Source organism: Rhizobium sp. PEPV16 (genome assembly GCF_008919455.1).
Lineage (GTDB): Bacteria > Pseudomonadota > Alphaproteobacteria > Rhizobiales > Rhizobiaceae > Rhizobium > Rhizobium leguminosarum_Q.
In genome coordinates, this window is the sequence record NZ_VSZV01000278.1 from 1 (window position 1) to 22,926 (window position 22,926).

The following is a 22,926-nucleotide window of genomic DNA, read 5'->3' on the forward strand; positions in this document are numbered from 1 at the left end:
CGCTGGCGGCATCGTCGAATTCCGGCAGGTTATAAAGCTTCAGATCGTTGATGACCTTCTTGAGGAGATCGGCCGATTGTAGAAGTTGCACCTGGCTGGCGATGTTCAGTTCATCCATCAGCGGACCGGCGCTGGCGTCATTGGCCTGCTGCGTGCTGGCAAAGGCCGGCGCACGGGGTTCGATGAGGATGCGCGTTTCGCTACGATATTGCGGCGACATGATCTTGGCGCCGGCAAAGGCGACGCCCGCCCCCACGAGGGTGATTGCCAAAATCCGCAGACGGCGCGCCCAGACTGCACGGACCAACTGGCCGAGGTCGATGTCCACATCCTGATCACGAGCTACGCCGGACATGCTCTTACTCCACAACAAAGGTGCCGCAAGCGTAAACGATCGTGGTAACTCAACGGTTAATGGCGATCTCGCCGAGAAATGAGCGATGATCGATGAAGGATACCGGGAAATTGCGAGCGCCCTTTACCGGGCATTAACCCTAACGGATCGATAACGACTGCACCGAGTTCATTTTTGTGAGCACAAGCGGATGTCTGTCGTCCAGCCCAAGATTCTTTTGGCCCTGAGCCTTGCAGCCATGACGGCAGCACTGAGCGGCTGCACGACATACAGGCCTGCGCCGAAGGCCTTCAACGAGGCCACGATCCAGCCCTATACGCTGGACAGCGGCGATCGGCTGCGCATTACCGTCTTCGACCAGCAGAGCCTGACCAATACCTATACGGTGGACCAGGCCGGCTATGTCGCCTTCCCGCTCATCGGTCAGGTCCCTGCCCGCGGTCGAACCCTGCAGCAGCTCTCGGGACAGATCGCCCAGAAACTGCAACAGGGTTATCTTCGCGATCCCGACGTCACCATCGATGTCGATCGCTACCGTTCGGTCTTCATCATGGGTGAAGTCGGCCAGCCCGGCCAGTACGCCTATGTTCCCGGCATGACGGTGCAAAATGCCATCGCGGTTGCCGGCGGCTTCACCAGCCGCGCCAACCAGCGCATGGTCGACGTCACCCGCAAGATCAACGGACAGGTGCTGACCGGCCGCATCAACATATCGGGGCCGATCATCGCGGGTGACACGATCTACGTTCGCGAACGGCTTTTCTGAACGATGGCAAAACAGCAGCCGCTCCGCATCCTCCATTGCTTCAGGTCGCCGATCGGCGGAATTTTCCGCCATGTCCGCGATCTCGTCGAAGAGCACAGCAAGGCCGGCCATGAAATCGGCATCCTCTGCGACAGTTCGACCGGCGGCGAGTACGAGGACAGCCTGTTCGACGATATCCGTCCCTATCTCTCGCTCGGCCTGACGCGCGTGCCGATCCGGCGCTCGATCAGCCCGTCCGATATTGCGACGATGTGGGATACATACAAGAAAATCAAAAGTTTGCGGCCGGATGTGCTGCACGGACACGGCGCCAAAGGCGGCGTGCTCGCGCGACTTGCCGGCTCAGTGTTGCGGGTGAACAGGTATCGCGTAGCCCGCCTCTATACCGCGCATGGCGGAAGCCTGCATTATTCGCGCTCCTCGCTCAGCGGACAGTTCGTCCTCCGGATGGAGCGCCTGCAGGAATATTTCACCGATGCGCTGGTCTTCATCTGCGAATATGAGCGCGACACCTATGCGCGCAAGGTCGGACGGCCAAGGACGAAGACGAGACTGATCTACAACGGCATCGGCGAGCGCGATTTCGAGCCGATCCCGACTCGCTCGGATGCCGTGCATTTCATCTATGTCGGAATGCTCCGGGACCTCAAGGGTCCCGATCTGTTTGTCGATGCCTTCGCCAAGACCGAACGGCTGCTCGGCAGGCCGCTGTCGGCGCTGATGATTGGCGACGGGCCGGATCGCGACCGCTACCGTGAGATGATGGTCGAACGCGGCCTTGGCAAACGCATCGGCATGCTGCCGGCCATGCGGGTCCACGAAGCCTTCTCCATGGCGCAGAACCTCGTCGTTCCCTCGCGCGCCGAAGCCATGCCCTATATCGTGCTCGAGGGGCTCGGCGCCGGTAAGACGATCATCGCAAGCCGTGTCGGCGGCATTCCCGAGGTGCTCGGCGCCGACAGCGCAGCACTGGTGGAGCCCGGCAATTCCGACGATCTCGCCCGCGTCATGGCGGAAACGCTGAGCACGCCCGACTGGCACGCCAGGACGATGCCGAAGCCCGAGGCGGTGAAGGCGGTGTTTTCTTCGGCCGTCATGGCACGCGATGTCCTGAAATTGTACCATGAGCTCGTCAATCCCGCTGCCGGCCAAGCAATGCCCGTTGCCTCGTAAATATTTCTTAGGGGCTTTCTGGTATTTCGCTTGGTGACAACGAGCGAAAAGCCCCATGAACAAGCTGGAAAAAGGCGATCAATTCGACGTGGAAGCACTGCGCAAGCAGGTCTCCGACGTCGAGGCGCACGGCGGCGCGGGTCAGGAGAAGCCTTCCGACCCGACCGAAATCAACCCCTTTGCCCGGCAGATCGCCGAGCAGTTCCGCGACGGAACCAATTCGCCTGTGATCATCATCGGCCAATTGCGGCTGCTGGAATTCCTGGCGCTCTTCGCGATCGCCCTGATCTCCCACTATTTCTGGCCCGGTGACGGCAGCGATTCCACCTCGATGCGGGCGGGCATGGCGGCGATCGCTTCGGCCCTGACCGTTATCGGCCTGCAGCTTGCCGACACCTACACCATTCCCGCCCTCCGGGCGAAGCTGCGGCTGATGCCACGCATCCTCGCCTCCTGGACGATCGCGCTTCTCCTGAGCGTCGGCCTGTTCGCGCTCATTCGCGGCACCACATGGGCGATGGTCGATGCCTATATCCCGTGGTTCGCCGCAGGCGGGCTCTTCCTTGCGGCCGAGCGTTTCCTGGTTGCCTACGGCATCCGCAACTGGGCGCGCAACGGCATCATGGAACGCCGCGCCGTCATCGTCGGCGGCGGCGAGCCGGCCAAGGACCTGATCCGCATCCTCGAACAGCAGGCCGACAACGACATCCGTATCTGCGGCATCTTCGACGACCGCGGCGAGAAACGCTCGCCGATCATGGTCGCCGGTTATCCGAAGCTCGGCACCGTGGCCGAACTCGTCGAATTCGTGCGGCTGACGCGCATCGACATGCTGATCATCGCCCTGCCGCTGTCGGCCGAGGCCCGTATCTACGACCTTTTGAAGAAGCTCTGGGTTCTGCCGGTCGATATCCGCCTTGCCGCGCATGCCAATCGGCTGCGCTTCCGGCCGCGCGCCTATTCGCATGTCGGCTCGGTGCCGATGCTCGATATTTTCAAAAAACCGATCCGCGACTGGGATTCCGTCGCCAAGCGCGGCTTCGACATCTTCTTCACTTTGGTCGCGCTCGCACTGCTCTGGCCGCTGATGATCGCCACCGCGATCGCCATTAAGGCGACTTCCGAAGGCCCGGTCTTCTTCATGCAGAAGCGCCACGGCTTCAACAACGAAATCATCAACGTCTTCAAGTTCCGCTCGATGTACACCAACATGGCCGACCCCACCGGCAAGGCCGCGGTAACCAAGGGCGATCCACGCGTCACCCGCGTCGGCCGCTTCATCCGCAAGACCTCGATCGACGAATTGCCGCAGCTTTTCAACGTTTTGAGAGGCGATCTCTCGCTGGTCGGCCCACGCCCGCATGCCGTTCTCGCCCAGGCGCGCGATCGCGCCTTCGCCGATGTCGTCGAGGGTTATTTCGCCCGCCATCGCGTCAAGCCCGGCGTCACCGGTTGGGCGCAGATCAACGGCTGGCGCGGCGAAGTGGACAATGACGAGAAGATCAAGTTCCGCACGGCCTACGACCTCTACTACATCGAGAACTGGTCGCTCTGGTTCGATCTCAAGATCTTGTTCCTGACGCCGATCCGACTGCTCAACACGGAAAACGCCTATTGAGCGCGATGGAGGCGACATATCCCCGTGTCGCCCAACCGCAGCGGATGACGCTGCGCCTGATCGGCTCGGCCTTCGTCGCCTTCGGCGTCTTCCTTTCCGGTTTCGTGATCGACGAGCCGGCACCCTATGAACTCTGGGTGGCGGGGCTGAGCGGCCTCTGGTTCATCCTGGGCCTCAGGATTTCGCGCAGCGTGGCGCCGCTGCTCGCCTTGTTGCTGACCTTCAATATCGGCGGCATGCTGTCGCTGACGCAGATGAAGGACCTGGCAACGGCGCCGATGTATATCGCGGTGTCGACCTTCCTGGCGCTGACGGCGGTCTTCTACGCGGCAATCATCGAGGACAGCCACAAGCGGCTGCCGCTGATCTTCAATGCCTGGACCTTTGCAGCCGTCGCCACCTCCGCGCTCGGCATACTCGGCTATTTCCACGCCTTTCCGGGTGCGGAAATCTTCACGCTCTATGACCGTGCCAAGGGCGCCTTCCAGGATCCCAACGTCTTCGGGCCCTTCCTGGTGCCGCCATCGCTCTATCTCGTCCACGGTATCCTGGTCGGCGACCTGAAGAAATCGCCGCTGAAGGCCGCCGCCCTGCTCGTGCTTGCGCTCGGCATTTTCCTCTCCTTTTCCCGCGCCGCCTGGGGGCTCTTCGCGCTCGGCGTGGTGCTGTTGATCTTCATCATGCTGCTGAAGGAGCGCAGCGGCGCCTTTCGCTTGCGCGTCCTGGTCTTGTCGCTGGCGGCGATCATCATGCTGATCGCATCGCTGCTGGTGGCGCTGCAGATCCCGAAGGTCGCCGAACTGTTTTCGGCACGCGCCCAGCTGGTACAGCAATATGACGGCGAACATCTCGGCCGCTTCGAGCGCCACCGGATCGGCTTCACCATGATGATGGAGCGCCCGCTCGGCATCGGCCCGCTGGTGTTCGGCACGATGTTTCCCGAGGACGAGCACAATATCTGGCTGAAGTCGCTCACCTCCTATGGCTGGCTCGGCTTCGTCAGCTATGTCGGCATGCTTCTCTGGACGCTGGCTCTCGGTTTCCGGAATCTGCTGCTCGACCGGCCGTGGCAGCCCTTCCTGATGATCGCCTGGATCTCGGTTCTCGGCCATGCGGCAATCGGCAACGTCATCGATATCGACCACTGGCGCCATGTCTATCTGCTGCTCGGCACGGTCTGGGGCTGCGCGGCGCTGGAAGTGCGCCACAAGCGTGAACGAAGACGCCGCGAGGCGGCGTGAGGTCTTGCCGTCAATGGGCGGCTGTCTATTTCGTCGCTCCTGCCGTCAAGCCGGCAATGAACCGCCGCTGGAAAACGAGATAAGTCACGATGAGCGGGAAGATGACGATCACCGCGCCGGCGGTCAGAACCGGCGTGTTGACGGTATAACGCCCTTGGAAAAACAGCATGCCGAGGGGCAGCGTCCGATAGTCGTCGTCGTTGACCAGGATGAACGGAATCAGAAACTCGTTCCAGGTCCATATGAACAGGAACAGCGCCAGTGTCGACATTGCCGGCACCATGAGTGGGACGACGATCTTGCGCAGGATATAGAAGCGTCCGGCGCCATCGAGAACCGCCGCTTCGAGAACTTCTTCCGGCAGTTGCTGCATCGCGCTGGCGAGGAAGATCGTCGAGAACGGTATCGACATCGCGATCTGCGGCAAAATCAGAGCCGCATAGGTATTGATCAATCCCAGATACCGCATTTCATAATAAAGCGGGATGATGAAGGCTTCCGCCGGCACCATCATGCCGAGCGTCAGGATAGCGAACAGCGTGCGCCGGAACGGGAACGACAGGTAGGCGAAGGCAAAACCAGTCAGCAGGCCTAAAAAGACGCTTGCAGCAACGACGGGTATGACAACGATGATCGAATTCCAGAAATAAATGTTGAAATGTCCGGCATTCCAAGCAGCGACGTAATTTTCGAAATGTGGATATGCCGGCAGCGCGAATGCACCCTGCAGAACGTCGGCCTTGCTCTTTATCGAGGTCAGAAGCAGAAGCAGGAACGGCGTGATCGTTACGAAAGCAAGAAGCCAGAGCACAAGGCGAAGGAATAGCGTACCGGCGGAGAAGTTAGACCAACGGCTCATCAAGCCCGTCCTTTGTTCTGCGATCCCACAAATCGGTGAATTGCATAGTTGATGATGAATGTGAGTATCGCGCCGACAATGGCGATGGCCGCCGCAGCGCCGAACCGATTAAGCTCGAAGCCGAGCTGATACATGTAGATGTTCGGCACGAGTGTCGCGTTGGCGGGTCCGCCCCTGGTCATTGTAAAAATCAGGTCGAAGCTTTTGATTGACGCTATGACCGTCAGGAGCAAAACCACCCTTATTTCAGGCAAGAGAAGCGGCAGCGTTATCCAGAAAAAGGTTTTTCGCGCCGAAGCGCCATCGACCTTGGCAGCGTCGAAAAGAGACGGGTCGATGCGCTGAATTCCGGTCAGGAAGATGACCATGCAAAAACCGAAGAAATACCAGGTGGCAACGATCCCGACCGCGGGAAGCACAAAATTGAAATCTCCCAGCCACGGGAGTGCGAAGGCACCTAAGCCCACGGCTCTCAGAAACTGATTGAAAGGGCCAAATGCAGGATTGTAGAGCCATGCCCAGATGATGCCCAACACGGCGGTCGGCATGATATAAGGCAGGAACAGGAAGGTCCGGAGCGCAAGTTGTTCGCGCTGCTTCAGATTCCAGACGCAAGCAGCAAGAGTTATGCCGAGCACGAGCGGCAGGACACAGTAGAAGATCATAAGCTCGGCATTGTTGCGCAAGGCAATATAAAAACGGCTGTCAGAAAATAGATCGACGTAATTGCCGAGACCAACCCACTTGGGCATGCTCAGGCCGTCCCAGCTGGTCAGGCTCAAACCCAAAGCCGCGATGATCGGTCCAAAGACAAAAGCCGCGTAGAACAGCAATCCAGGCAATAAATAGATAAAATTGGTCTGTTGCGAGCCATCAAGTGCGGAGCGTTTCATCCATTACTCCATAAACCTAGCTGTGGTCATCGCGCAGCAAGCCGATCGCAGTGCTCATTTATTTGGATCGACGAGACTGAGGTCACGACCGCAGGGGACGGCCGTGACCAGCGCCCGCAATCTTTATTTCTTATCCTTCAGGTACGCCTGATAATCCTTGTCCATAGCATCGACAAAGGCTTCGGGCGTGATACTGCCGGACAGAAGAAGCGGCGTGTTGTCATCTATTGTCTTCAGCATCGTCGGGCTCGACCAGTCGGGGTAATGGCCGAGAGCATCGTTTGCGTTGAGTGTCTTCCACATTTCGATGCCGGAGCTGAGGAGCGGCGTGAGCTTTGGCTTGGCGTCAGCCGCGAGCGACGTTGCAGGAAGATAGCCAGCATTGGCCCAGGTTTCAGCAGCCTTTTCCGAAACCATATAATCGATGTATGCGCCGGCTACGTCCTGTGTCGGCTTCGTTTTGGCAAGGCTCGTTATCGCCCAGGCAAGATCCACGCCCCCAACACTCATCGGCTTGGAAATACCTTTCGGGGCGGGAATGGCCATGAAGCCGATATCCGGATTGTGTTGCATGTCACCGAAATACCAGGTCCCGGAGATCAGAAACGCACCCTGCCCGGAAATGAAAAGCTGGACGGCGTCGTCACCCGAGATACCTTCGAAACCGGGGAAAAAATAACCGCCCTGTGCCCATTGCTGCACGAGTTTGGCGGATTCGATGTTCCCCTTGGTGTTCCAGGAGCCGCCCCGGCCGTAAATTAGATCGTCAAGCTCGGCACGATTGCTTGCATCGATATGCGCTTGCTCGATGGCGCCGATCATGTGCAGGGCCAGATGCTGCTTTGCCGAGCCCATCATGAAGGGTGGGACGCCTTTTTCCTTCAGCTTATCAAGACCGGCCAGCAGCTCCTCGAAGGTTTGCGGCAGCGCTACTCCCGCATCGGCGAGGATCTTTTTATTGTAGTAGAGGCCAACGATCTCGCCGAGGCCTGATATGCCGTAGGTCTTACCGACCCCAAATTTTCCATCTTCCCAGCGGTCTCTGGCAAGCACGGAATCCGACTGGCGCTTATCCCAGCCATATTTTTTGATGTAGTCGTCGACCGGCAGGAGCAATCCTTCCTTGACCATCGCCCCCATGTCACCCGCACCCTGATTGACTTTCGTGATGACAGGGCCATCACCTGCCGAAACTGCAAGCTTCAGCGTCAACTTCATGTCATCAAAGGTGCGGGCGGTGCGCTTGATCGTGACGCCGGGATGGGCAGCTTCGAACTCCTTGTTGAGCTGCTCTATGACCGCACTCTGGCCTTCATAGGTTTGGTCGTCCCACACTGCCAGGTCGTCAGCGCGCGCGGCTGTCGAAAAAAGGCCAAAACTCAAAAGCGCCGCGCCAGCAAGCGCGACAGCTGCTTTCAATCGGTATGCCGGCAGTATGCTGATCGATTTCACGGTTCTTTTCATCTGCTCCACCTTATCTGGTTTATTTTCCACTCCCCGTTCAGGCCTTGCGCCAAGCACAGGCCGAACGTTTTCTTCCCCCAGAGCTTTGCCTGGCTGGCGATTCTGAGGTAATCGTCAATGCATCCGCTCCTCTCCCGACCCAAAATGACAAAGCGCCACGCAGGAGGTGGCAAAGTGATGGACACCAGTTGCTTCATCCGCCCCGCGATTGAAGCGGATATGGACGCCTTTTTCGACATCTGCCTGAAAACCGCGAATGGCGGTGAGGATGCCAGCGCGCTTTATAGCGACCCGCATCTGCCCGGCTATGTGTGGTCGGTACCCTACCTCAAATTCGCCAAAGACTTTGCCTTTGTTCTCGTTCAGAACGGCCGGCCAGCCGGCTATGTCGTAGGGGTGCCGGACACCAGCAGGTTCGACAGAGACTTGCAGACAAACTGGTGGCCGTTCGTCCGCCAGCAGATTGCGGGACTGGCACCCACCCGTCCGCGCGACGCCGACGTGATGGAACGAATTCAAAATCCGCGCAGCGGAACGGTGTGGCTGCAAGACCAGTACCCCGCGCATCTCCACATCAACATCCTTCCCGGACTTCAGGCAAGCGGTTGGGGGCGCAGGATGATCGCCACGGAGCTTCAAGCGCTTCGAAACCAGGGGGTCGGAGCCGTGCATCTCGGGGTCGACCCAAACAACGAACGCGCCAGGGGTTTCTACCGTCGCCTCGGCTTTTCCGAATTCGAGCAGGATGGCTCCGTCGCCTTCGCAATGCGGATCGATGAGGGATCGGGTTGAAGCATTTCCTGGTTTCTCCGAGCCACGGAAAGGCCCTGTCTCCCGGGTATAAGCACCCTTGATTGGAGAAAATCTCACACGCCCGAAACTGCCTGCTCCCCACAAGGCGAGATCAGTGTGCCCATTCGGATGAACGTCGGCATGAAGGCGTGATACTATTGGCAGTAAAACAGGCTGCTCGGCGAAAAGCTGTCCATCAGTCGAGGGCTTCATCATGAGCAAATCCTCGGCAGCTAGGTTCAAGGAGTCCGCGGGACGCGAAAAAGGAAATAGCCGGTCAAGACCAGGCCAGTTCCTCTTTGGGCGATCTTGGCAGGCGCACGGCTAACCGGACGATAGGTATGGCACATACTTCTGATCGACCCTCTTTATTTCATCGCGCATTTTCATCGCACGTTAATTCAAGCCTACAGCTGGCCTCTCATTTGTCAAGGACATAGACAAATTGCCTTGCTTCGATGTATTGAATTCCGGTTAGTCGCGATAGTTGTGACTTAATATCGCGCCCATTAAGTATGCGCTCCGAACTAATTGACCTGATCTAGCCGGATGGCAATGATATCTTCTGTCGCACAGACCCCGATCGCACGAAAAATTTCAACCAATGCCGTCATCCGAACCGTGTTCGCGAACGGGTCGATCTCTCGCGCCGATATTGCCAAGCTAACCGGCTTGTCAAAGCAGACGATTTCGGATGTCGTGCGCGACCTTGAGGATGACGGATGGCTGAAACCAGTCGGGCAGACTGATGGTCGCCCGGGCCGGAATGCGATCACCTATGAAATCAATGCCAGGGCGGGACTGGCCGTCTCTATCGACCTCGGGAGCACCAAGATTGCTGCGGCTGTTTGCGATCTGTTGGGGAACGTGGTTGCTGAAACCGAAGTATCCACCGACCCGCGCGGCGGAATGCATCTCGTCAATCAGTTCAGCGATCTTATCGTAGAACTCGCGTTTGCGGCCGGGACGACTGCCGACAAACTCCGTCTCGTCGTTCTAGGCAGTCCCGGCGTGCTCGATCCGGCCACCGGGCATATCAACGTAGCGCCAAGCATCCCCGGCATCGACGCAATAAATCTGCGGCAAGTCCTCAGCGACAGAATAGGTATACCGGTGATCGTTGAAAATGACGTCAACCTGGCCGCGCAAGGGGAGAGATGGCGGGGACACGGTATCGAAACCAGCAATTTTGCATTCGTTGCTCTCGGAACGGGCGTCGGCATGGGCATCATCGCCAACGGAACTCTGTTGCGCGGCGCGCGTGGGGCGGCCGGCGAAATCGCCTACCTTCCGATCGGCGGAGATGCTTTTGATCCTGGCGGATTTACGCTTGGAACCTTTGAGAGTGCGGTCGGCAGCGTCGCGATGTTGCGCCGCTACGTCGGTTTCGGCGGGCGTAACGCATCCACAGTGGCCGATCTCTTCGCCGCGTTTAATGCAGGAGAAACAAGCGCCGCGGCTGCCATCGAAGAGACGGCAAGGCTGGTCGCAGTCGCTATCGCTGCAATCGGAGCGGCTCTCGATCCTGAACTGGTGATCACCGGCGGCAGCATCGGCGCAAGACCGGAACTCGTAAACGCCATCCGCAGTTTCCTGCCGCGTTGCACGCCTTATCCGCCGCGCATCGAGATCAGTCGCTTTGGGAACCGCGCCGCCCTGATGGGAGGAATGGGGATCGCGGTCGAGCGCATGCATGACGATCTATTTGGTGTCAAATTGAGGGAAGTTTGAAGAGCGCATGCCGCAGGGCCAACGTGCAGTGTCGCCACTTGAGAAGCGCTGGAAATGCGCTAGATTTTCCGCCATGATAACAGCAACGCAGATACGCGGCGCGCGCGCCATGATTGGAATGAGCATCGAAGAGCTCGCCGCCGCCAGCGGCCTGCCGGTCGAGACTGTAATGGCGCTGGAAAACGGTGAATTCGCGGGCGAGCCGCACGCGCTGTTCGATGTGCGCAGCACTCTCGAGGCGAACGGCATCATCTTCCTGTCCAGCGGCAATCAGGATGAAGGCGGCCCCGGCATCCGGTTACGCGCGCGCACCTCCAGCGATGACGGCATCCGGCCGGAAAACCTCAACGCCGCCAACGACGACTGACGGAACCAATCGCTTGCCCGGGCGTTTCGCTGTCCCATAACATATCGGGGCCTATAACATATCGGGGGCAGTCTCTTGAACCGCAGCAATGGTCTCTACGTCATCATCGGCGTTCTTGTCGTCGCCGTCATCGGCCTCGGCGCCTATATCTTCCACGAGGAAAGCAAGCCGCAGGGGATCGAGATGAGCATCGGTAAGAACGGTGTCTCGATCGAGCAGATCTGATCTTTATAGATAGGTTTTTGCAAGGTCGGCGAGTTTGCCGCCATCCTTCACGCCTTGCCTGTAGAGCTGAATGATGACCGCACCGATCCGCTCGGCCTCCGGCGTCGTCCTGGCGAGGCCGCGTTCGTCGCAGACCTTGTCGAGCACTTGCGAAAGCAGATCGAGATCTTCCGAAAACAGCGGTAAATCATGCGGATGAATTGATGATCGTAACATCACGCCGCATCTCCTCCGAGGGCAAACGCATCCACGCTTGCATCGCCAGCCGCCCTCCGCAACCGACCATAAAATCATTATGCGCGAGGGTCTGAAGTTTAGCAACTGCGCAAATTTCTGTGGAACAAAATTATGGAACAAAATTCTATCACGCGCGTTCTGGCCGCGTTTGGTAGCAGGAATCAGTGAGTGCAGACGTGAGTGAAAAACGCTTTCCCTCCCCGTCAGGGTCATTTCTCCAAACAGCAGCCTGATCGTTTCGACCGTCTGGGAAGCCGTCGAATATCTGAAGCGGTGGCCGAGCAAGCGTGGGCGCGATTATCGCGTTGCGCGCCAGCACTGCCTGGATGCGCTCGACGGACTGCGCAGCCCGCGCGCAGCACAGGCTTCCTTCATCACGGCAGCGAAAGCGGCAGGATTGCTGGTGTAAGATCGTTAGCTGTTGCGTCCACCGCCGGCCGCGACGAGCTGAGGAATGAAGCCTTCCGTTATCACCTTGGCGGTAACCTCGATCACCCGCTCCTCGGCGAGTTCAGCAAGCGCGAGGGCGACATCGCCTTCCGACCAGCCGGCTTTGAGGGCCTCGTCCGACAGAGCCTGGAACGCGCTGGCGAGGCTCTGCCTGCAAGTTAGATTGTGCTTCATATGCGCCATGCTCGACTAGGCTATCTGTGACAGGGATAAATGTTAATCTACACATATTCACGAGAATGCGAAGCGGCTTCAGGTTTTTTTCAATCCAAAAATGGGCTGTTAACTTCCAAACTGGGTATAACCTTAACAAAATGCAACAAATACCACCTCTCCCAACTGAGGCAGTACCAAAAAGAACTATAGGATTTATTTGCGATGCACCTTCAAAGGGTATTTCATCGCGTTATTTAGTTTAAATGGTCGATGCGTGCGGAGCCGGATGCAGCGGCACTTTGAACCACGAGAATGCGGTAATATGAATGCGGGCCGTTTTCAGCATCTTCAGGGCACCCTGTCAATCAGCTTCAGGCCGCGAACACCTTCGGCGTTAATCACCTTAATACCACAACGACACCACACTCCCGTCAAAGTCCGCCGTACCATTGGCGGCTCACTTCTTTCAGGTTTTCAGGAGGTAAAATGTCTATCGAACTGGACGCTACTACCTATGTACACGCCAAGCCGGCGACTGCCCATTCCTATATTCTGCCGGCCGTTGTCGATGTTCTCGAGAACAGTTTCCAGGAGGCAAAAGAAACAGCGGTCTTCGACCTCGGCTGCGGCACCGGCGGTGCTGCAGCCGTGCTTGCGGAAAAAGGGTATGACGTCGTCGGCGTCGATCCCTCGAAGGACGGCATCGCCAAAGCGAGAACGGCCCACCCCGATCTTCCGCTGGAAATCGGTTCCGGCTACGAAGATCTTTCCAGCCGGTATGGGACCTTCGATGCGGTGATCAGCCTTGAAGTGGTGGAACATGTCTATGATCCCAAGGCTTTCTCGGCCACCATGTATGATCTGGTGAAGCCTGGCGGCATTGCCGTTATGTCGACGCCTTTTCACGGCTACTGGAAAAATCTGGCATTGGCCGTCAGCGGAAAGATGGATGACCATTTCATGCCTCTGAAGGACCATGGCCATATCAAATTCTGGTCTCCCGGAACGCTCGCTACCCTCCTGCTTGAAACAGGCTTCGAAGACGTCGACTTCGAATATGTCGGGAGAATTCCGCTGCTGGCGAAATCGATGATCGCGATCGCTCAGAAACCGCACTGAAGAGGCGGTCGAAGGCCACCACCCTTTGCAATGGCGGCGCTATAGTTCGCCTGCAACATGAACAAATGACATTTTCGTTCGGGACGTTCGGCTCCCGTTTTAGCATTTCTGCCAATGCCTCGTTCCGCTTTCCGCCGCTAGCGGGACGAAGAAAACTGACATTGTGACTGGGATTTCAAGGGGATAAATGGTCGGGGCGACTGGACTCGAACCAGCGACCCCTTGACCCCCAGTCAAGTGCGCTACCGGGCTGCGCTACGCCCCGACCTGCCGAAACGGCTTGCTTCGTTTAGTTTTTCAGCGCGTGCAATGCAAGCGGAAAAACCTTGCCTCCAAGAAAAAGGAGGCGGTTTGCGCGAATGGTCAGATCGCCGCGAGCCTCAGCCGGCCTTCGGCGGTTTGACGAGGCTGCCATGCCTGGTAGTTGGCGATCGAAAAATGCGGCGTTTCGAAGGGCGTGGCGTGCGTTTCGGTGATGACGGTGACGTCGGCGCCGGCGGCCTCGCCGGCGAGGATGCCGGCGACCGCATCTTCGAAGACCAGGCATTTTTTCGGATCGACACCGAGGCGACTTGCACCGAGCAGATATCCTTCGGGGCTGGGCTTGCCTGATTTGACCTCTTGGCCGCTGACGATGACCTTCGGCATCGGGACGCCGGCAGCGGCCATGCGGCGCCTGGCGAGCTCGATCGGCGCCGAGGTGACGATCGCCCATTTGCCATCGGCGATGGCATTGAGGAAACGAACGGCGTCGGGGATCTCGACGATGCCGGAGACATCCTCCATTTCCTCGGCGAGCAGCAGATCCGCCTCATGTGCCGGATCGACGCCAGGCAAGCCGAGCCCACGGATGACGTCGGAGGCGCGGATACCGTGGATCGTCTTCAGGAAAACTTCCGGCTCGAAGCCATGGCGTCTTGCCCATTCACTCCAGACGCGTTCGACGACCGCAATAGAATTCAGCAGCGTTCCGTCCATGTCGAAAAGGAAGGCGTCATAGGTTCTGTCGAGGATGTCTTGGAGAGCGGGCACGGGCTTTTCCTTGCAAGCATGAGGCCGGAGGCCGGGGCGGCCTTTGCACAGGCGAGTAGCGGAGAGCGGAAACGGCGTCAACGTCAGTTGTTGGTGTCTGGATGCGTGACGTTGCGGACGTCGGCAAGACCACGGGCGGCGTCGCGGCTGCCGGTCGCGGCAGCGGCTTCGAAGATACGGGTCGCATCGCCGTACATTTTGAGATTGAGGTAGCAGTAGCCGCGCAGAACCATCAGGTCGATGCGCTCCTGCTGCAGCTGGGCACGCTGATCGAGATAGATGAGGGTTTCGCGGTAACGGCCGGCGTCGAAGGCTGAAAGCGCACGGTCGGCGAGGATCGCCACCTGAAGCTCGGCGGCGCGCTGGCGGTTCTGCGGCGCCTTGGTTGCCGCCACGGCGGCATTGCCGGAGAGGCCGGCGCGCAGATAAGCAAGGCTCTGGCCGTAGGCTGCGTCTTCACGGACCTTGCGGGACGGGCTCTGCAACGCAGCCTCGAAGGCCGAGATCGCCTCCATGGGCCGGTTGATATCCATCAGGCACCAGCCGCGCGACAGCGCGTCGGCCGGCTTAAGCTGCCCCGCATCGATTGTCGTCGAGCAGCCGCGCGTCTGGCGCGGGACGCGCGGGACGGTCATCGTCTCCATCGCCGGTCTCGCCGCACGAACGACCACTTCTGCACCCGGCTGCAGGGTCACGCGGCGCTCTGCCGGAAGCGGCTCGGCTGGGGGACGCTGCGGTTGCTGTGCGGCAAGCCCTCCCTTCGCCGGCGGCGTGAGGGCATTCGGCATCAGGGAGGACGTGTCTTCGAGATTGGTGATCCGGCTCGACCGGCCGGCCCAGGCGCGCTGGAGGTCGAGCACGCCGTTGCGGTCGCTCAGTTGCTCGCGGGTGATGACAAGGCCATAGGCGGACGGTTCGTCATCGGGTTTCCAGGCAAGCGCCGTCTCGAACCAGCGTGCGGCGGTCTGGAACTGGTTGAGGGAACGGGCATACCAGCCGAACTGCTGCGCCGTCGGCACGTATTTGCGGGCGATGACCTCGCCAGCGATGCGGTGCAGCACGTCTTCGGCCAGATCGGCCGGCGGCTGCAGCGCCATCAGGTTGGCGGTGGCGGCGAGATAGGTTGATGTCGCATCCTCGGAATCGGTGCGCCAGCGGAACATCACCTCTTCGGCTTCCTCAGGCGCCTTGCGGGCGATCAGCGCCAGCGCCAGCCCCTGCGAAGCGGTCGCCGAATCTTGCTTGGCTCGGGCGGCACGGAACCATTTCTCGGCATCGGCATCATTGTTGCGGCGAAGCTGGTACCAGCCGAGCAGCAGCGCATCGGAGGCAAGCCCCTCCGTCTCGGCGAGTTTTTCGAGGCGGGCGATATAATCGGGCGCGATGGCGAGATTCGGATCGTCATCGCCCTCGGCCATGAAGCGTCGGGCGAGGTTGTCGCGAATCGCGTCGAATTCCTTGTTGCCGTCGGCGGCAGGCCTCTCCAGCGCGAGCAGCGCCTGCATCGGCTGGTAGGCAAGCAGCGTCGAGGCCTTCTCGACCGTCGCCTGCCGCTCGGCCGGATTGGTGCAGTTCTTCAGGATATAGGTGTAGGCGTCCTGGCCGCGCTGCGTCCTCTCCGTCTGGATGAAGGCTTCGGCGACGCGCCAGAGAACATCGACCTCGCTGCAGGTGAGCAGGCTCGGTGTTGCGGCAGCGATATCGACCACAGTCGCATATTGCTTGAGGTCCGAAGCATTGACGAGGCGGGCACGGGCCTCGGCGACGTCAAGCCGGTCGAGCAGATCGGCCGGCGGCTGCCATCCGGCATCGGCTGCCTGGCGGTCGGCGACCGCCTTGCGCAACTCTGCATAGCGGCCATCGGAATAGAGCTGCCACATGGTCTCGAGCTGCTTGTCGACATTCTGCGGCACGGCGAGCGGATCGGCTGGTGGAACCCAGTTCGGATAAAGCGCCTGAAGGCGGGAGATTTCGGCCTGCAGGCGCACCTTGTCGCCGCGGCTGGCGAAATAACGAAGCGCACTTTCATCGACGGCAGGCTGCGGCGCCGCGGCCGTTTGCTGTGGTGCCGGCGGCGCGGAAACGATGGGGGGTGTGACTGGTGCCGGCTGGGCGACCGTCTGAGCCGGCGGAGCAGCCGTCTGAGGTGCCGCAGGCTGCGATGCTGCAGGCTGCGATGCAGCGGCATCCGGCTCGGACGTGTCCAGTGCTGGCGACGGCGAAGTGATCGCCTCTATCTTGTCGGCGACGAGTTGCGCATTGAATTCAGGATTGCCGGCAGGACCATCGGTCGGCTTGATGCGGCCCATCATCATCAGCTCCGGCGCCGGCTTGCCGGCAGACCCAAGGCCGAACCTTTCCTGCAGAGCGGCACGATCCTTCAGTCCGGTGACGAGGGTCGCCACAACGACTGCCGCTGAAACCGCCACGAGAGAAGACTTCACAGACACTCCGGATGCTTCTCCCCGATATAGGCCAGCCCCAGCAGCTGAAGTGTGGACGGATAATAGAGTGCGGGCGCAAATTGTAGGGCTGAGACCGGCAACTTGGTCCCATCGACTACACAGGCCACAACATCGTTAACAATTCTATAACCGGGATCCGACAACACAGCCTTCGGCCGGCCGGTGGTCAGATCGATGGTGGCGGGAACGCCGTCTTGCGACATCCCTTGCTGCAGGCGGGTCAGCAGCGCCTTGTCGGTGACTCCGCCGCGAGCGAGATAGAGCGGGATGCGGATGGCGTTATAGGCAAACTCGGCGTCGAAACCCTGCGCCGGCTGCGGCTGGCCGCTGAGACTGACCCATTCGGCAGGAAGCTTGCGCGGGCCGAACTGCATCGTCTTCAACAGCGTTAGGCCATCGTCCGACAGTTTTTGCCAGGCATCCGACGGAGCGAGCGCCGCCATCACCGGGATCGCCTCATAAATCCAGTAGGACGGGTTGACGACGGGGCCGTCTTCACGGTCGGTGGCGGCAAAACCCTGGCTCCCCGGCAACAGGAGTGTGTGGCCGGACGAATGCACGACGGTTTCGGCAAGAAGCGCCTGCGCCATGCGGGAGGCAGCTAGGATATAGTCGTTGCGTTTCCACGCCGTGCCCGCAAGCGCCAGCGCATAGGCGATCAACATGTCGCCGTCCGATGCATTGTTGGTGTCGGTGACGTGCGGCTTGACGTTCGGATCCCATTTCCAGACCGCCAGGCCATCGTCGCGTAGCAGCAGCTCTGTGCGGGTAAAATACCAGATCTGTTCGAAGTCGGCGGGGCTGGCTGCGAGATAGGCGAGCAACATGCCATAGCCCTGCCCTTCGCTATGGCTGATATTGCCATTGCCGTTATCGACGATGCGACCCGTCGCATCGAGAAACCTTGCCTTATAGGCGGACCATGCGCCGGCATTGATCATCGCCTGCTGGGCGACGGCGGGCGGGGCCGCCGGGGCGAGCGCAACCGTTGCCGCCAGCAGGAGCGTTCGCAATCGCCTCATTTCGACCGGCCCAGCTTTTTGAGCATGCTCGACGTGGTGACGCCGATCAGCAGCAGGAATACGACCAGCAGGAAGGCATAGGAGAGAATATTGGTCGACAGCCAGTTGGCCGCGATCAAGCGATAATTGGCAATCGACCAGGGCGTAGACGGCACGAAATCGAAGCGGGTGACGGGCACCGCATCGATCTTGCCTGTCTTGCTCGAATAGGTGGTGATGTGGCCCGATATCTGCGGCCAGTTCAGTTGCGTGGTCAGAACCTCGAGCCCTTCGCGCAAATCCTTCGCCGATGGCGCCGTCACCACGGTCCAGGCGCCGGCTCCAGCGGGGCTGGAGCCTTGGGCGACCAGAAGCGTTGCGGCGTTGGGCGGTGTAAAAATCTGGTCGGCGCCGGGCATGAATTGCAGCGAACTGCGGGAGATATCGAAATTGCGCGACAGCCACTCGCGGAAAGCGGTGATCCGGCTGCGCAAGACTCCGCCGCTGACCTTGGAATTCCACTCCTCGAAGGCCGTACCGGTATCGACGACGCCCGGCTGCGCATCCGGCACGGGACGCCACGAGGCCTGGCTCGCCGTGGCGATATTGGTCTGCGACAGCGCCGTTGCCGGCATTTGCGAGATGGAGCCGATGAAGATCGCGTCACGATCGCCGATCATGTTCGGCGAGGCGATGGTTTCGATGGCGATCGGATGGCCGGCGGTGATCGCCATGTGGCCAAGGAGCGTGGCGGCGGCCGAAAGCGTGTCGGCATCGACGCGGTCGATGAAGAGCGGCGTCGGCTCCGTAGCCCGACCATAGGGATAGGCGGTGCCGGCCATTGCGGCCAGATTCGGACGCTGACCGACGCGGGCAAAATCCGGAATCTGCAGCTCGGACGTATCGAACAGGGCAAAGTGCGGGGTGGCGCCGGCGGTCGATCCCGGCGCGCAGACAGCATCGTCCTCGGTCATCAGGATCGCCTCGATCGCCACTGAATTAAGACCGGGCTTGAAGTGGCCGCATCGTCACGCGGATCGGCAGATGACGGAGAATGCCACCTGATCTCTTGGTGATCGGGACGGTGGAGGCGATGTTGTCGTTGACGTAGATATCGATGTGGCTGCCGGGCAGCACGTTATCGGTATAGGCGGCGTCGAGCAGCACCTTCGCCTCGCCGTAGGCATTGGCATAAAAATCGGCCGGCACGGCGATATTGAAGCTCGTGCGCAACCGCCGGCCGGAGAACTCGGTGGTCTTCACACCGAGCTGAGACAGGGCGATATTCGTATCGGAAAAGACCAGGGGCGCGTTCGGCGCGCTCCAGCGCTCGGTGGTCAACACGTTGCGGCGAACATCCGAGGACCGGTCTGTCGGCGAGACGATGGTATCGATCGCCGAGGAGACCGCCTGCCAGGAGGGGCCGCTGATCAGAAGTACCGGCGAGCCGCTGCGTGGATCGGTGACGAAAGCGGCGAGTGCTGCACTTTCGGCGCCGGGTGGCAGGCCGGGAAAGAGTGGCCGCAGTTCCGCCGCGGTACCGACGAGCACGCTGAGCTTGCCAGGCCCGCCGGCCGGAAGTGAAGCGATGCTGAAGGCGAAGATCTGGTTCGGCATGCTGCTCAGCACAGACAGGCCCTGCGCCAGCCGTAGTAGCGGTTTGGTGGTTCCCGGCTGCTCCAGCGCCGGGACAACGATGTCGAACTCGGTCTTGCCGGCACTGTCGACGCCGATGGCGCGGATTGCGTCGGCGCTCGATAGCTGGGCGGCGTCCCTGCCGGCAAAGCTCAAATAGGTTCCGGCCGGATCGATATTCGACCACAGTTCATAGGTGGATTGAATACTGCAATCGGTGCGGTGGCGCTGATCGGCTTCGAAGGTGACGAGATTGGCGCCGGGCTGCAGCAGACCAGGCGGAACCTCGAACGTGACGGTCGACGGACCATCCGGCGAGCCGACGCGCTGCTGGCCGATCGGGCGATTGTTGAGATAGACGGTCAGCGCCGAGGCCTCAGGCGCGACGACGATCGAATTCTGATAGGCGAAGGTGAAGCTTGCCTTGGCCGCCGCCTGCTCCGGCGTCAGATAGACCGACCATGACCGGCGGTCGTATTCCCCGCCGAGAGAGAGTTTCGAAAAGGGCACGACAAAGCGGCGGACATCGCCGGAACGCGGCGGCGCAACGCTATTTGCCGCTGCGGCAGGCTGGCGCGCAGGCGCCGCCGGCTGCGGCTGAGCGACGACCGGCGGAGGAACAGGAGCAGCCGAGGTTGCGGGCGCGGGTATGACGGAGACCGGCGGCGTGACGGGAACCGGCGCAGCCGCCGCAGGCGGCGTCAAACGCGGGGTAACGGACGCACCGGGCGGCCGCTCGCCGGACATGTCGAACGGTGCCGTCTGCGCCTGGGCGAAGGCGGAAGCATTCAGCACAAGAAGCGAGGCGGCGACGATCCTTCTCATCCGGCGTTGACCTTTGCCGCCTGCTGCTGGGCTTCTCGCTCCGGCCGCATGCTGCGAAAGAAGTAAACGAGGCCGCGGCTCGTCTGGTAGAACGACATGCCGAGAAACCAGATGGTGCCGCGGATCAGGCCCGGATTGCGGCGGCGCGAGGCCTGGAACTGGGTCCATTGGTCGGAGTTGGCAAAGATCAGATCGGCGATCAGGCGATGGTCGAGCGCGCTTTTCGGCACGTACTGGCAGCCGACATTGCTGATGTCGCCCGACGGCTCGATGTTGCGGACGATGAGCGGCAGGGTTTCCAGATCCGCGCCGCTATAGGGCCGGAAGCGGATTTCGCCGACGGCGCCGACCAGCATCTCGTCGAGCTGCTTGTTGAAGATGTGAAGCCTTGCGCCGTGGACGGAGACGTCCTCGATCGAGGCCGTGTACCACTTGCCATTGGCGCCGAATTCGCAGCGCCGGTTGACGCGGACGCGGCGGGACAAAGCGCGCTCGCCGCGCTCCGACACGACACCGAGCGCGCAGCCGGCCATGATCAGGTTGATGAGATTCCATCCGCCGACGACCAGCGTGACGTCGGCCTTATAGGGCTCGGCATAGATTTTGTAGATGGTGATGACGAGCGCGACGATCTGCACCGCGAAGATGACGAAGAACGGCCGGCTGATCTCCGACAGACGGCTGACGGCGATCGATTCGTCCTTGGCGGTGACCTTGAAGGTCGGCTTCCGTGGATTGATCATGACGGAGACGACGGCCGGCAGCAGATGCACGGTCTGGACATATTCGTAGAGCTCGGAAATCCAGGGCCAGCGGAACGACCCGTAGAGGTAGTTCTGCATCATCAGATTCACCAGCATATAAGCCAGCGTATAGGCGAGGAACTCACCGCCCGAGGCGGTGAAGATTTCCAGATCGAAGAACAGGTAGAAGAGCGGCGCAAACAGGAAGATCGTGCGCGGGAATGGGAAGAGCCAGAACAGCGTGGAGGACATGTAGCAGAGGCGCTGCGGGATCGTCAGGCCTCGCTTCAGAAGCGGGAAGCGGAAGCGCAGGATCTGCATCATGCCCTGGGCCCAGCGGCTGCGCTGGCCGATGAAGCTTGCGAAGGTGGCTGGCTGCAGGCCGGCGATCAGCGGCTTGTCGACATAGACGCTGTTCCAGCCGCTGCCATGGAGCGCCAGCGCCGTCTCACAATCCTCGGTGATGCTGATGCCGCTGAAACCGTTCTGGGATTCGAGCGCCCTGCGGCTCAGAACAGCGGCCGAACCGCAGAAGAAGGCGGCGTTCCATTTGTCGAGGCCGCGCTGGATGATGCCGTAGAACATCTCGTTCTCGCTCGGCATCTTGTCGAAGGTGCGCAGGTTGCGCTCCAGCGGATCGGGATTGATGAAGAAGTGCGGGGTCTGGACGAGGAAGAGCTTCGGATCGTCTTCGAAGTAACCGACGGTCTCCAACAGGAAATCGCGGGCCGGCGCGTGGTCGGCATCGAAGACGGCGATGAGTTCGCCGGTCGAATGTTTCATGCCGTTGTTGAGATTGCCGGCCTTGGCGTGCTCGTTGCGGTCGCGCGTGAGGTAACTGACATCGAGATCGTCGCAGAGCTGCTTCAGTTCGACATGGCGGGCGGCAGCCGCCTGCGCTTCGAGCAGCTTGCCGGAATTGCGCTTCTGCAAGGTGGCGCCGTCGTCGAGCAGCCAGACATGCAGCTTCTCGGCCGGATAATCCATGGCCTTGGCGGCGGCCAGCGTATTTCCCAGCAGGCCGGCATCCTCGTTGTAGGATGGCACGAAGACGTCGACATGAGGGAAACGCTCATTCCTGGCGGCACGCGAGGGGCGCGATGGCAGCGGCGTCGCGACGATGAAGAGGCTGAGCGCCAGCATCGCAACGCTATACATTTCGGCCAGATAGAGCAGCAGGCCGGGAATGAAATTCTCGGGCTGGTTCAGAGGCGGCAGCGTATTGGTGGTGCGCCAGTAAACATAGCGCAGCACGATCGACGTGCCGAAGGCGAGCGCCACCAGGCGCCACGTCCCCTCGCCCTTCAGGATCTTGATCAGCGCCATCACAGTCACGACCGTGATGCTGGTGATGAGCTGAGTCTGCAGGTTGACCGGCAGCGTGATCAGCACGATCATGCAGAGCGAAACCACGGCCCATATGATGACACTGCGGGCTTTGCGCATTGACGATCCTTCGAAATTGCTCAACCGGGCCACCATCTGGCGCCCGCGGGCATGCTCATTATCGTCGGCAGGCGGCCGTCATGGCCGCGTCGCCTATGCAGTCCGGCGAAGGCACGGTGACGCCGATCGCCCTTACCGATTGTTCGATTGGCGCGGCGGCCGCATCCGGCCTTGCCCTCGTCTGCGGCGCCTCACCCGGCAGCGGCACGCGCGGGCCGATGGGCGCGGGCACCGATACGATGCCTTGAGCCGGTTGTGAGGTCGGGGCGCTGCGAACGGCAGCTGCCCGCGGCCGGCTGACTATAGCCGGCGCCGGCTCGTAGCCGATCGGCA

The 22,926-nt window shown here is 60.6% G+C and carries 19 protein-coding genes, 1 tRNA gene and 3 pseudogenes; 10 read left to right on the plus strand and 13 right to left on the minus strand.

Annotated elements, in window-relative coordinates:
• Positions 1–355, minus strand: a 355-nt coding sequence (locus FY112_RS12485) for a Wzz/FepE/Etk N-terminal domain-containing protein (RefSeq protein WP_246700658.1), incomplete at its 3' end; no start/stop codon positions are given.
• Between the two features lie 190 nt (positions 356–545).
• Between FY112_RS12485 and FY112_RS12490 the strand changes: the two genes are divergently transcribed.
• From FY112_RS12490 to FY112_RS12505, 4 genes are read left to right on the plus strand one after another with little or no spacing between them, the layout of a single operon-like run.
• Positions 546–1,121: a polysaccharide biosynthesis/export family protein gene (locus FY112_RS12490; protein ID WP_017959905.1), complete on the plus strand. Its 576-nt coding sequence runs from the start codon at positions 546–548 to the stop codon at positions 1,119–1,121.
• Between the two features lie 3 nt (positions 1,122–1,124).
• Positions 1,125–2,294, plus strand: coding sequence for a glycosyltransferase family 4 protein (locus tag FY112_RS12495; protein ID WP_025394066.1), 1,170 nt, complete (start codon positions 1,125–1,127; stop codon positions 2,292–2,294).
• Positions 2,295–2,349: 55 nt separating this feature from the next.
• The gene (locus tag FY112_RS12500) at positions 2,350–3,912 is read left to right on the plus strand and encodes an undecaprenyl-phosphate glucose phosphotransferase (RefSeq protein ID WP_017959903.1); all 1,563 of its coding nucleotides are present in this window, start codon (positions 2,350–2,352) and stop codon (positions 3,910–3,912) included.
• On the plus strand, positions 3,909–5,153 hold the full coding sequence (locus FY112_RS12505; protein WP_017959902.1) for an O-antigen ligase family protein: 1,245 nt from the start codon (positions 3,909–3,911) through the stop codon (positions 5,151–5,153). Before FY112_RS12500 ends, FY112_RS12505 begins: the two co-directional genes overlap by 4 nt.
• A gap of 25 nt (positions 5,154–5,178) precedes the next feature.
• Here FY112_RS12505 and FY112_RS12510 read toward each other — a convergent pair whose 3' ends face one another.
• The 3 genes from FY112_RS12510 to FY112_RS12520 all read right to left on the minus strand — a co-directional run bounded on the left by FY112_RS12510 (position 5,179) and on the right by FY112_RS12520 (position 8,369).
• On the minus strand, positions 5,179–6,012 hold the full coding sequence (locus FY112_RS12510; RefSeq protein WP_020485981.1) for a carbohydrate ABC transporter permease: 834 nt from the start codon (positions 6,010–6,012) through the stop codon (positions 5,179–5,181).
• Complete coding sequence (locus FY112_RS12515) at positions 6,012–6,905, minus strand: sugar ABC transporter permease (RefSeq protein ID WP_017959900.1); 894 nt, start codon at positions 6,903–6,905, stop codon at positions 6,012–6,014. Before FY112_RS12515 ends, FY112_RS12510 begins: the two co-directional genes overlap by 1 nt.
• Before the next feature lie 123 nt (positions 6,906–7,028).
• On the minus strand, positions 7,029–8,369 hold the full coding sequence (locus FY112_RS12520) for an extracellular solute-binding protein (RefSeq protein ID WP_151518497.1): 1,341 nt from the start codon (positions 8,367–8,369) through the stop codon (positions 7,029–7,031).
• 177 nt (positions 8,370–8,546) lie between these two features.
• On the opposite strand from FY112_RS12520, the gene FY112_RS12525 reads away from it, so the two are divergent.
• The 4 genes from FY112_RS12525 to FY112_RS36710 all read left to right on the plus strand — a co-directional run bounded on the left by FY112_RS12525 (position 8,547) and on the right by FY112_RS36710 (position 11,484).
• The gene (locus FY112_RS12525; protein ID WP_131708549.1) at positions 8,547–9,161 is read left to right on the plus strand and encodes a GNAT family N-acetyltransferase; all 615 of its coding nucleotides are present in this window, start codon (positions 8,547–8,549) and stop codon (positions 9,159–9,161) included.
• A 549-nt stretch (positions 9,162–9,710) separates the two neighbouring features.
• Positions 9,711–10,892, plus strand: coding sequence for an ROK family transcriptional regulator (locus FY112_RS12530; protein WP_151518493.1), 1,182 nt, complete (start codon positions 9,711–9,713; stop codon positions 10,890–10,892).
• A gap of 73 nt (positions 10,893–10,965) precedes the next feature.
• Complete coding sequence (locus FY112_RS12535) at positions 10,966–11,259, plus strand: transcriptional regulator (protein ID WP_003547265.1); 294 nt, start codon at positions 10,966–10,968, stop codon at positions 11,257–11,259.
• Positions 11,260–11,334: 75 nt separating this feature from the next.
• Positions 11,335–11,484 carry a hypothetical protein gene (locus tag FY112_RS36710; protein WP_181018202.1) on the plus strand — a complete coding sequence of 50 codons (150 nt, stop codon included), beginning with the start codon at positions 11,335–11,337 and terminating at the stop codon, positions 11,482–11,484.
• Between the two features lie 3 nt (positions 11,485–11,487).
• On the opposite strand, the gene FY112_RS12540 is transcribed toward FY112_RS36710, so the two are convergent.
• Positions 11,488–11,700 (minus strand): hypothetical protein, encoded by a 213-nt coding sequence (locus FY112_RS12540; protein ID WP_029872887.1) that lies wholly within the window; start codon positions 11,698–11,700, stop codon positions 11,488–11,490.
• Between the two features lie 185 nt (positions 11,701–11,885).
• Here FY112_RS12540 and FY112_RS12545 point away from each other — a divergent pair.
• A pseudogene (locus tag FY112_RS12545) lies at positions 11,886–12,130 on the plus strand (DUF982 domain-containing protein).
• A 5-nt stretch (positions 12,131–12,135) separates the two neighbouring features.
• Here FY112_RS12545 and FY112_RS12550 read toward each other — a convergent pair.
• Positions 12,136–12,354 (minus strand): hypothetical protein, encoded by a 219-nt coding sequence (locus FY112_RS12550; protein ID WP_017959895.1) that lies wholly within the window; start codon positions 12,352–12,354, stop codon positions 12,136–12,138.
• A 459-nt stretch (positions 12,355–12,813) separates the two neighbouring features.
• Between FY112_RS12550 and FY112_RS12555 the strand changes: the two genes are divergently transcribed.
• Positions 12,814–13,446: a class I SAM-dependent methyltransferase gene (locus FY112_RS12555; protein ID WP_017959894.1), complete on the plus strand. Its 633-nt coding sequence runs from the start codon at positions 12,814–12,816 to the stop codon at positions 13,444–13,446.
• Between the two features lie 188 nt (positions 13,447–13,634).
• On the opposite strand, the gene FY112_RS12560 is transcribed toward FY112_RS12555, so the two are convergent.
• From FY112_RS12560 to FY112_RS37675, 7 genes and pseudogenes are all read right to left on the minus strand, one after another.
• Positions 13,635–13,711, minus strand: a tRNA-Pro gene (locus tag FY112_RS12560).
• A 98-nt stretch (positions 13,712–13,809) separates the two neighbouring features.
• Positions 13,810–14,478: an HAD family hydrolase gene (locus FY112_RS12565; protein WP_151518494.1), complete on the minus strand. Its 669-nt coding sequence runs from the start codon at positions 14,476–14,478 to the stop codon at positions 13,810–13,812.
• An 83-nt stretch (positions 14,479–14,561) separates the two neighbouring features.
• On the minus strand, positions 14,562–16,922 hold the full coding sequence (locus FY112_RS12570) for a cellulose synthase (protein WP_151518495.1): 2,361 nt from the start codon (positions 16,920–16,922) through the stop codon (positions 14,562–14,564).
• Positions 16,919–17,965: a glycosyl hydrolase family 8 gene (locus tag FY112_RS12575; protein ID WP_017959891.1), complete on the minus strand. Its 1,047-nt coding sequence runs from the start codon at positions 17,963–17,965 to the stop codon at positions 16,919–16,921. Before FY112_RS12575 ends, FY112_RS12570 begins: the two co-directional genes overlap by 4 nt.
• Positions 17,962–20,404, minus strand: a pseudogene (locus FY112_RS12580) (cellulose biosynthesis cyclic di-GMP-binding regulatory protein BcsB). Before FY112_RS12580 ends, FY112_RS12575 begins: the two are co-directional and overlap by 4 nt.
• On the minus strand, positions 20,401–22,593 hold the full coding sequence (gene bcsA, locus FY112_RS12585) for a UDP-forming cellulose synthase catalytic subunit (protein WP_151518496.1): 2,193 nt from the start codon (positions 22,591–22,593) through the stop codon (positions 20,401–20,403). The pseudogene FY112_RS12580 and the gene bcsA overlap by 4 nt, the downstream one beginning before the upstream one ends.
• A gap of 58 nt (positions 22,594–22,651) precedes the next feature.
• Positions 22,652–22,926 (minus strand): annotated as a pseudogene (locus tag FY112_RS37675) (cellulose biosynthesis protein BcsN); the annotation flags it as partial.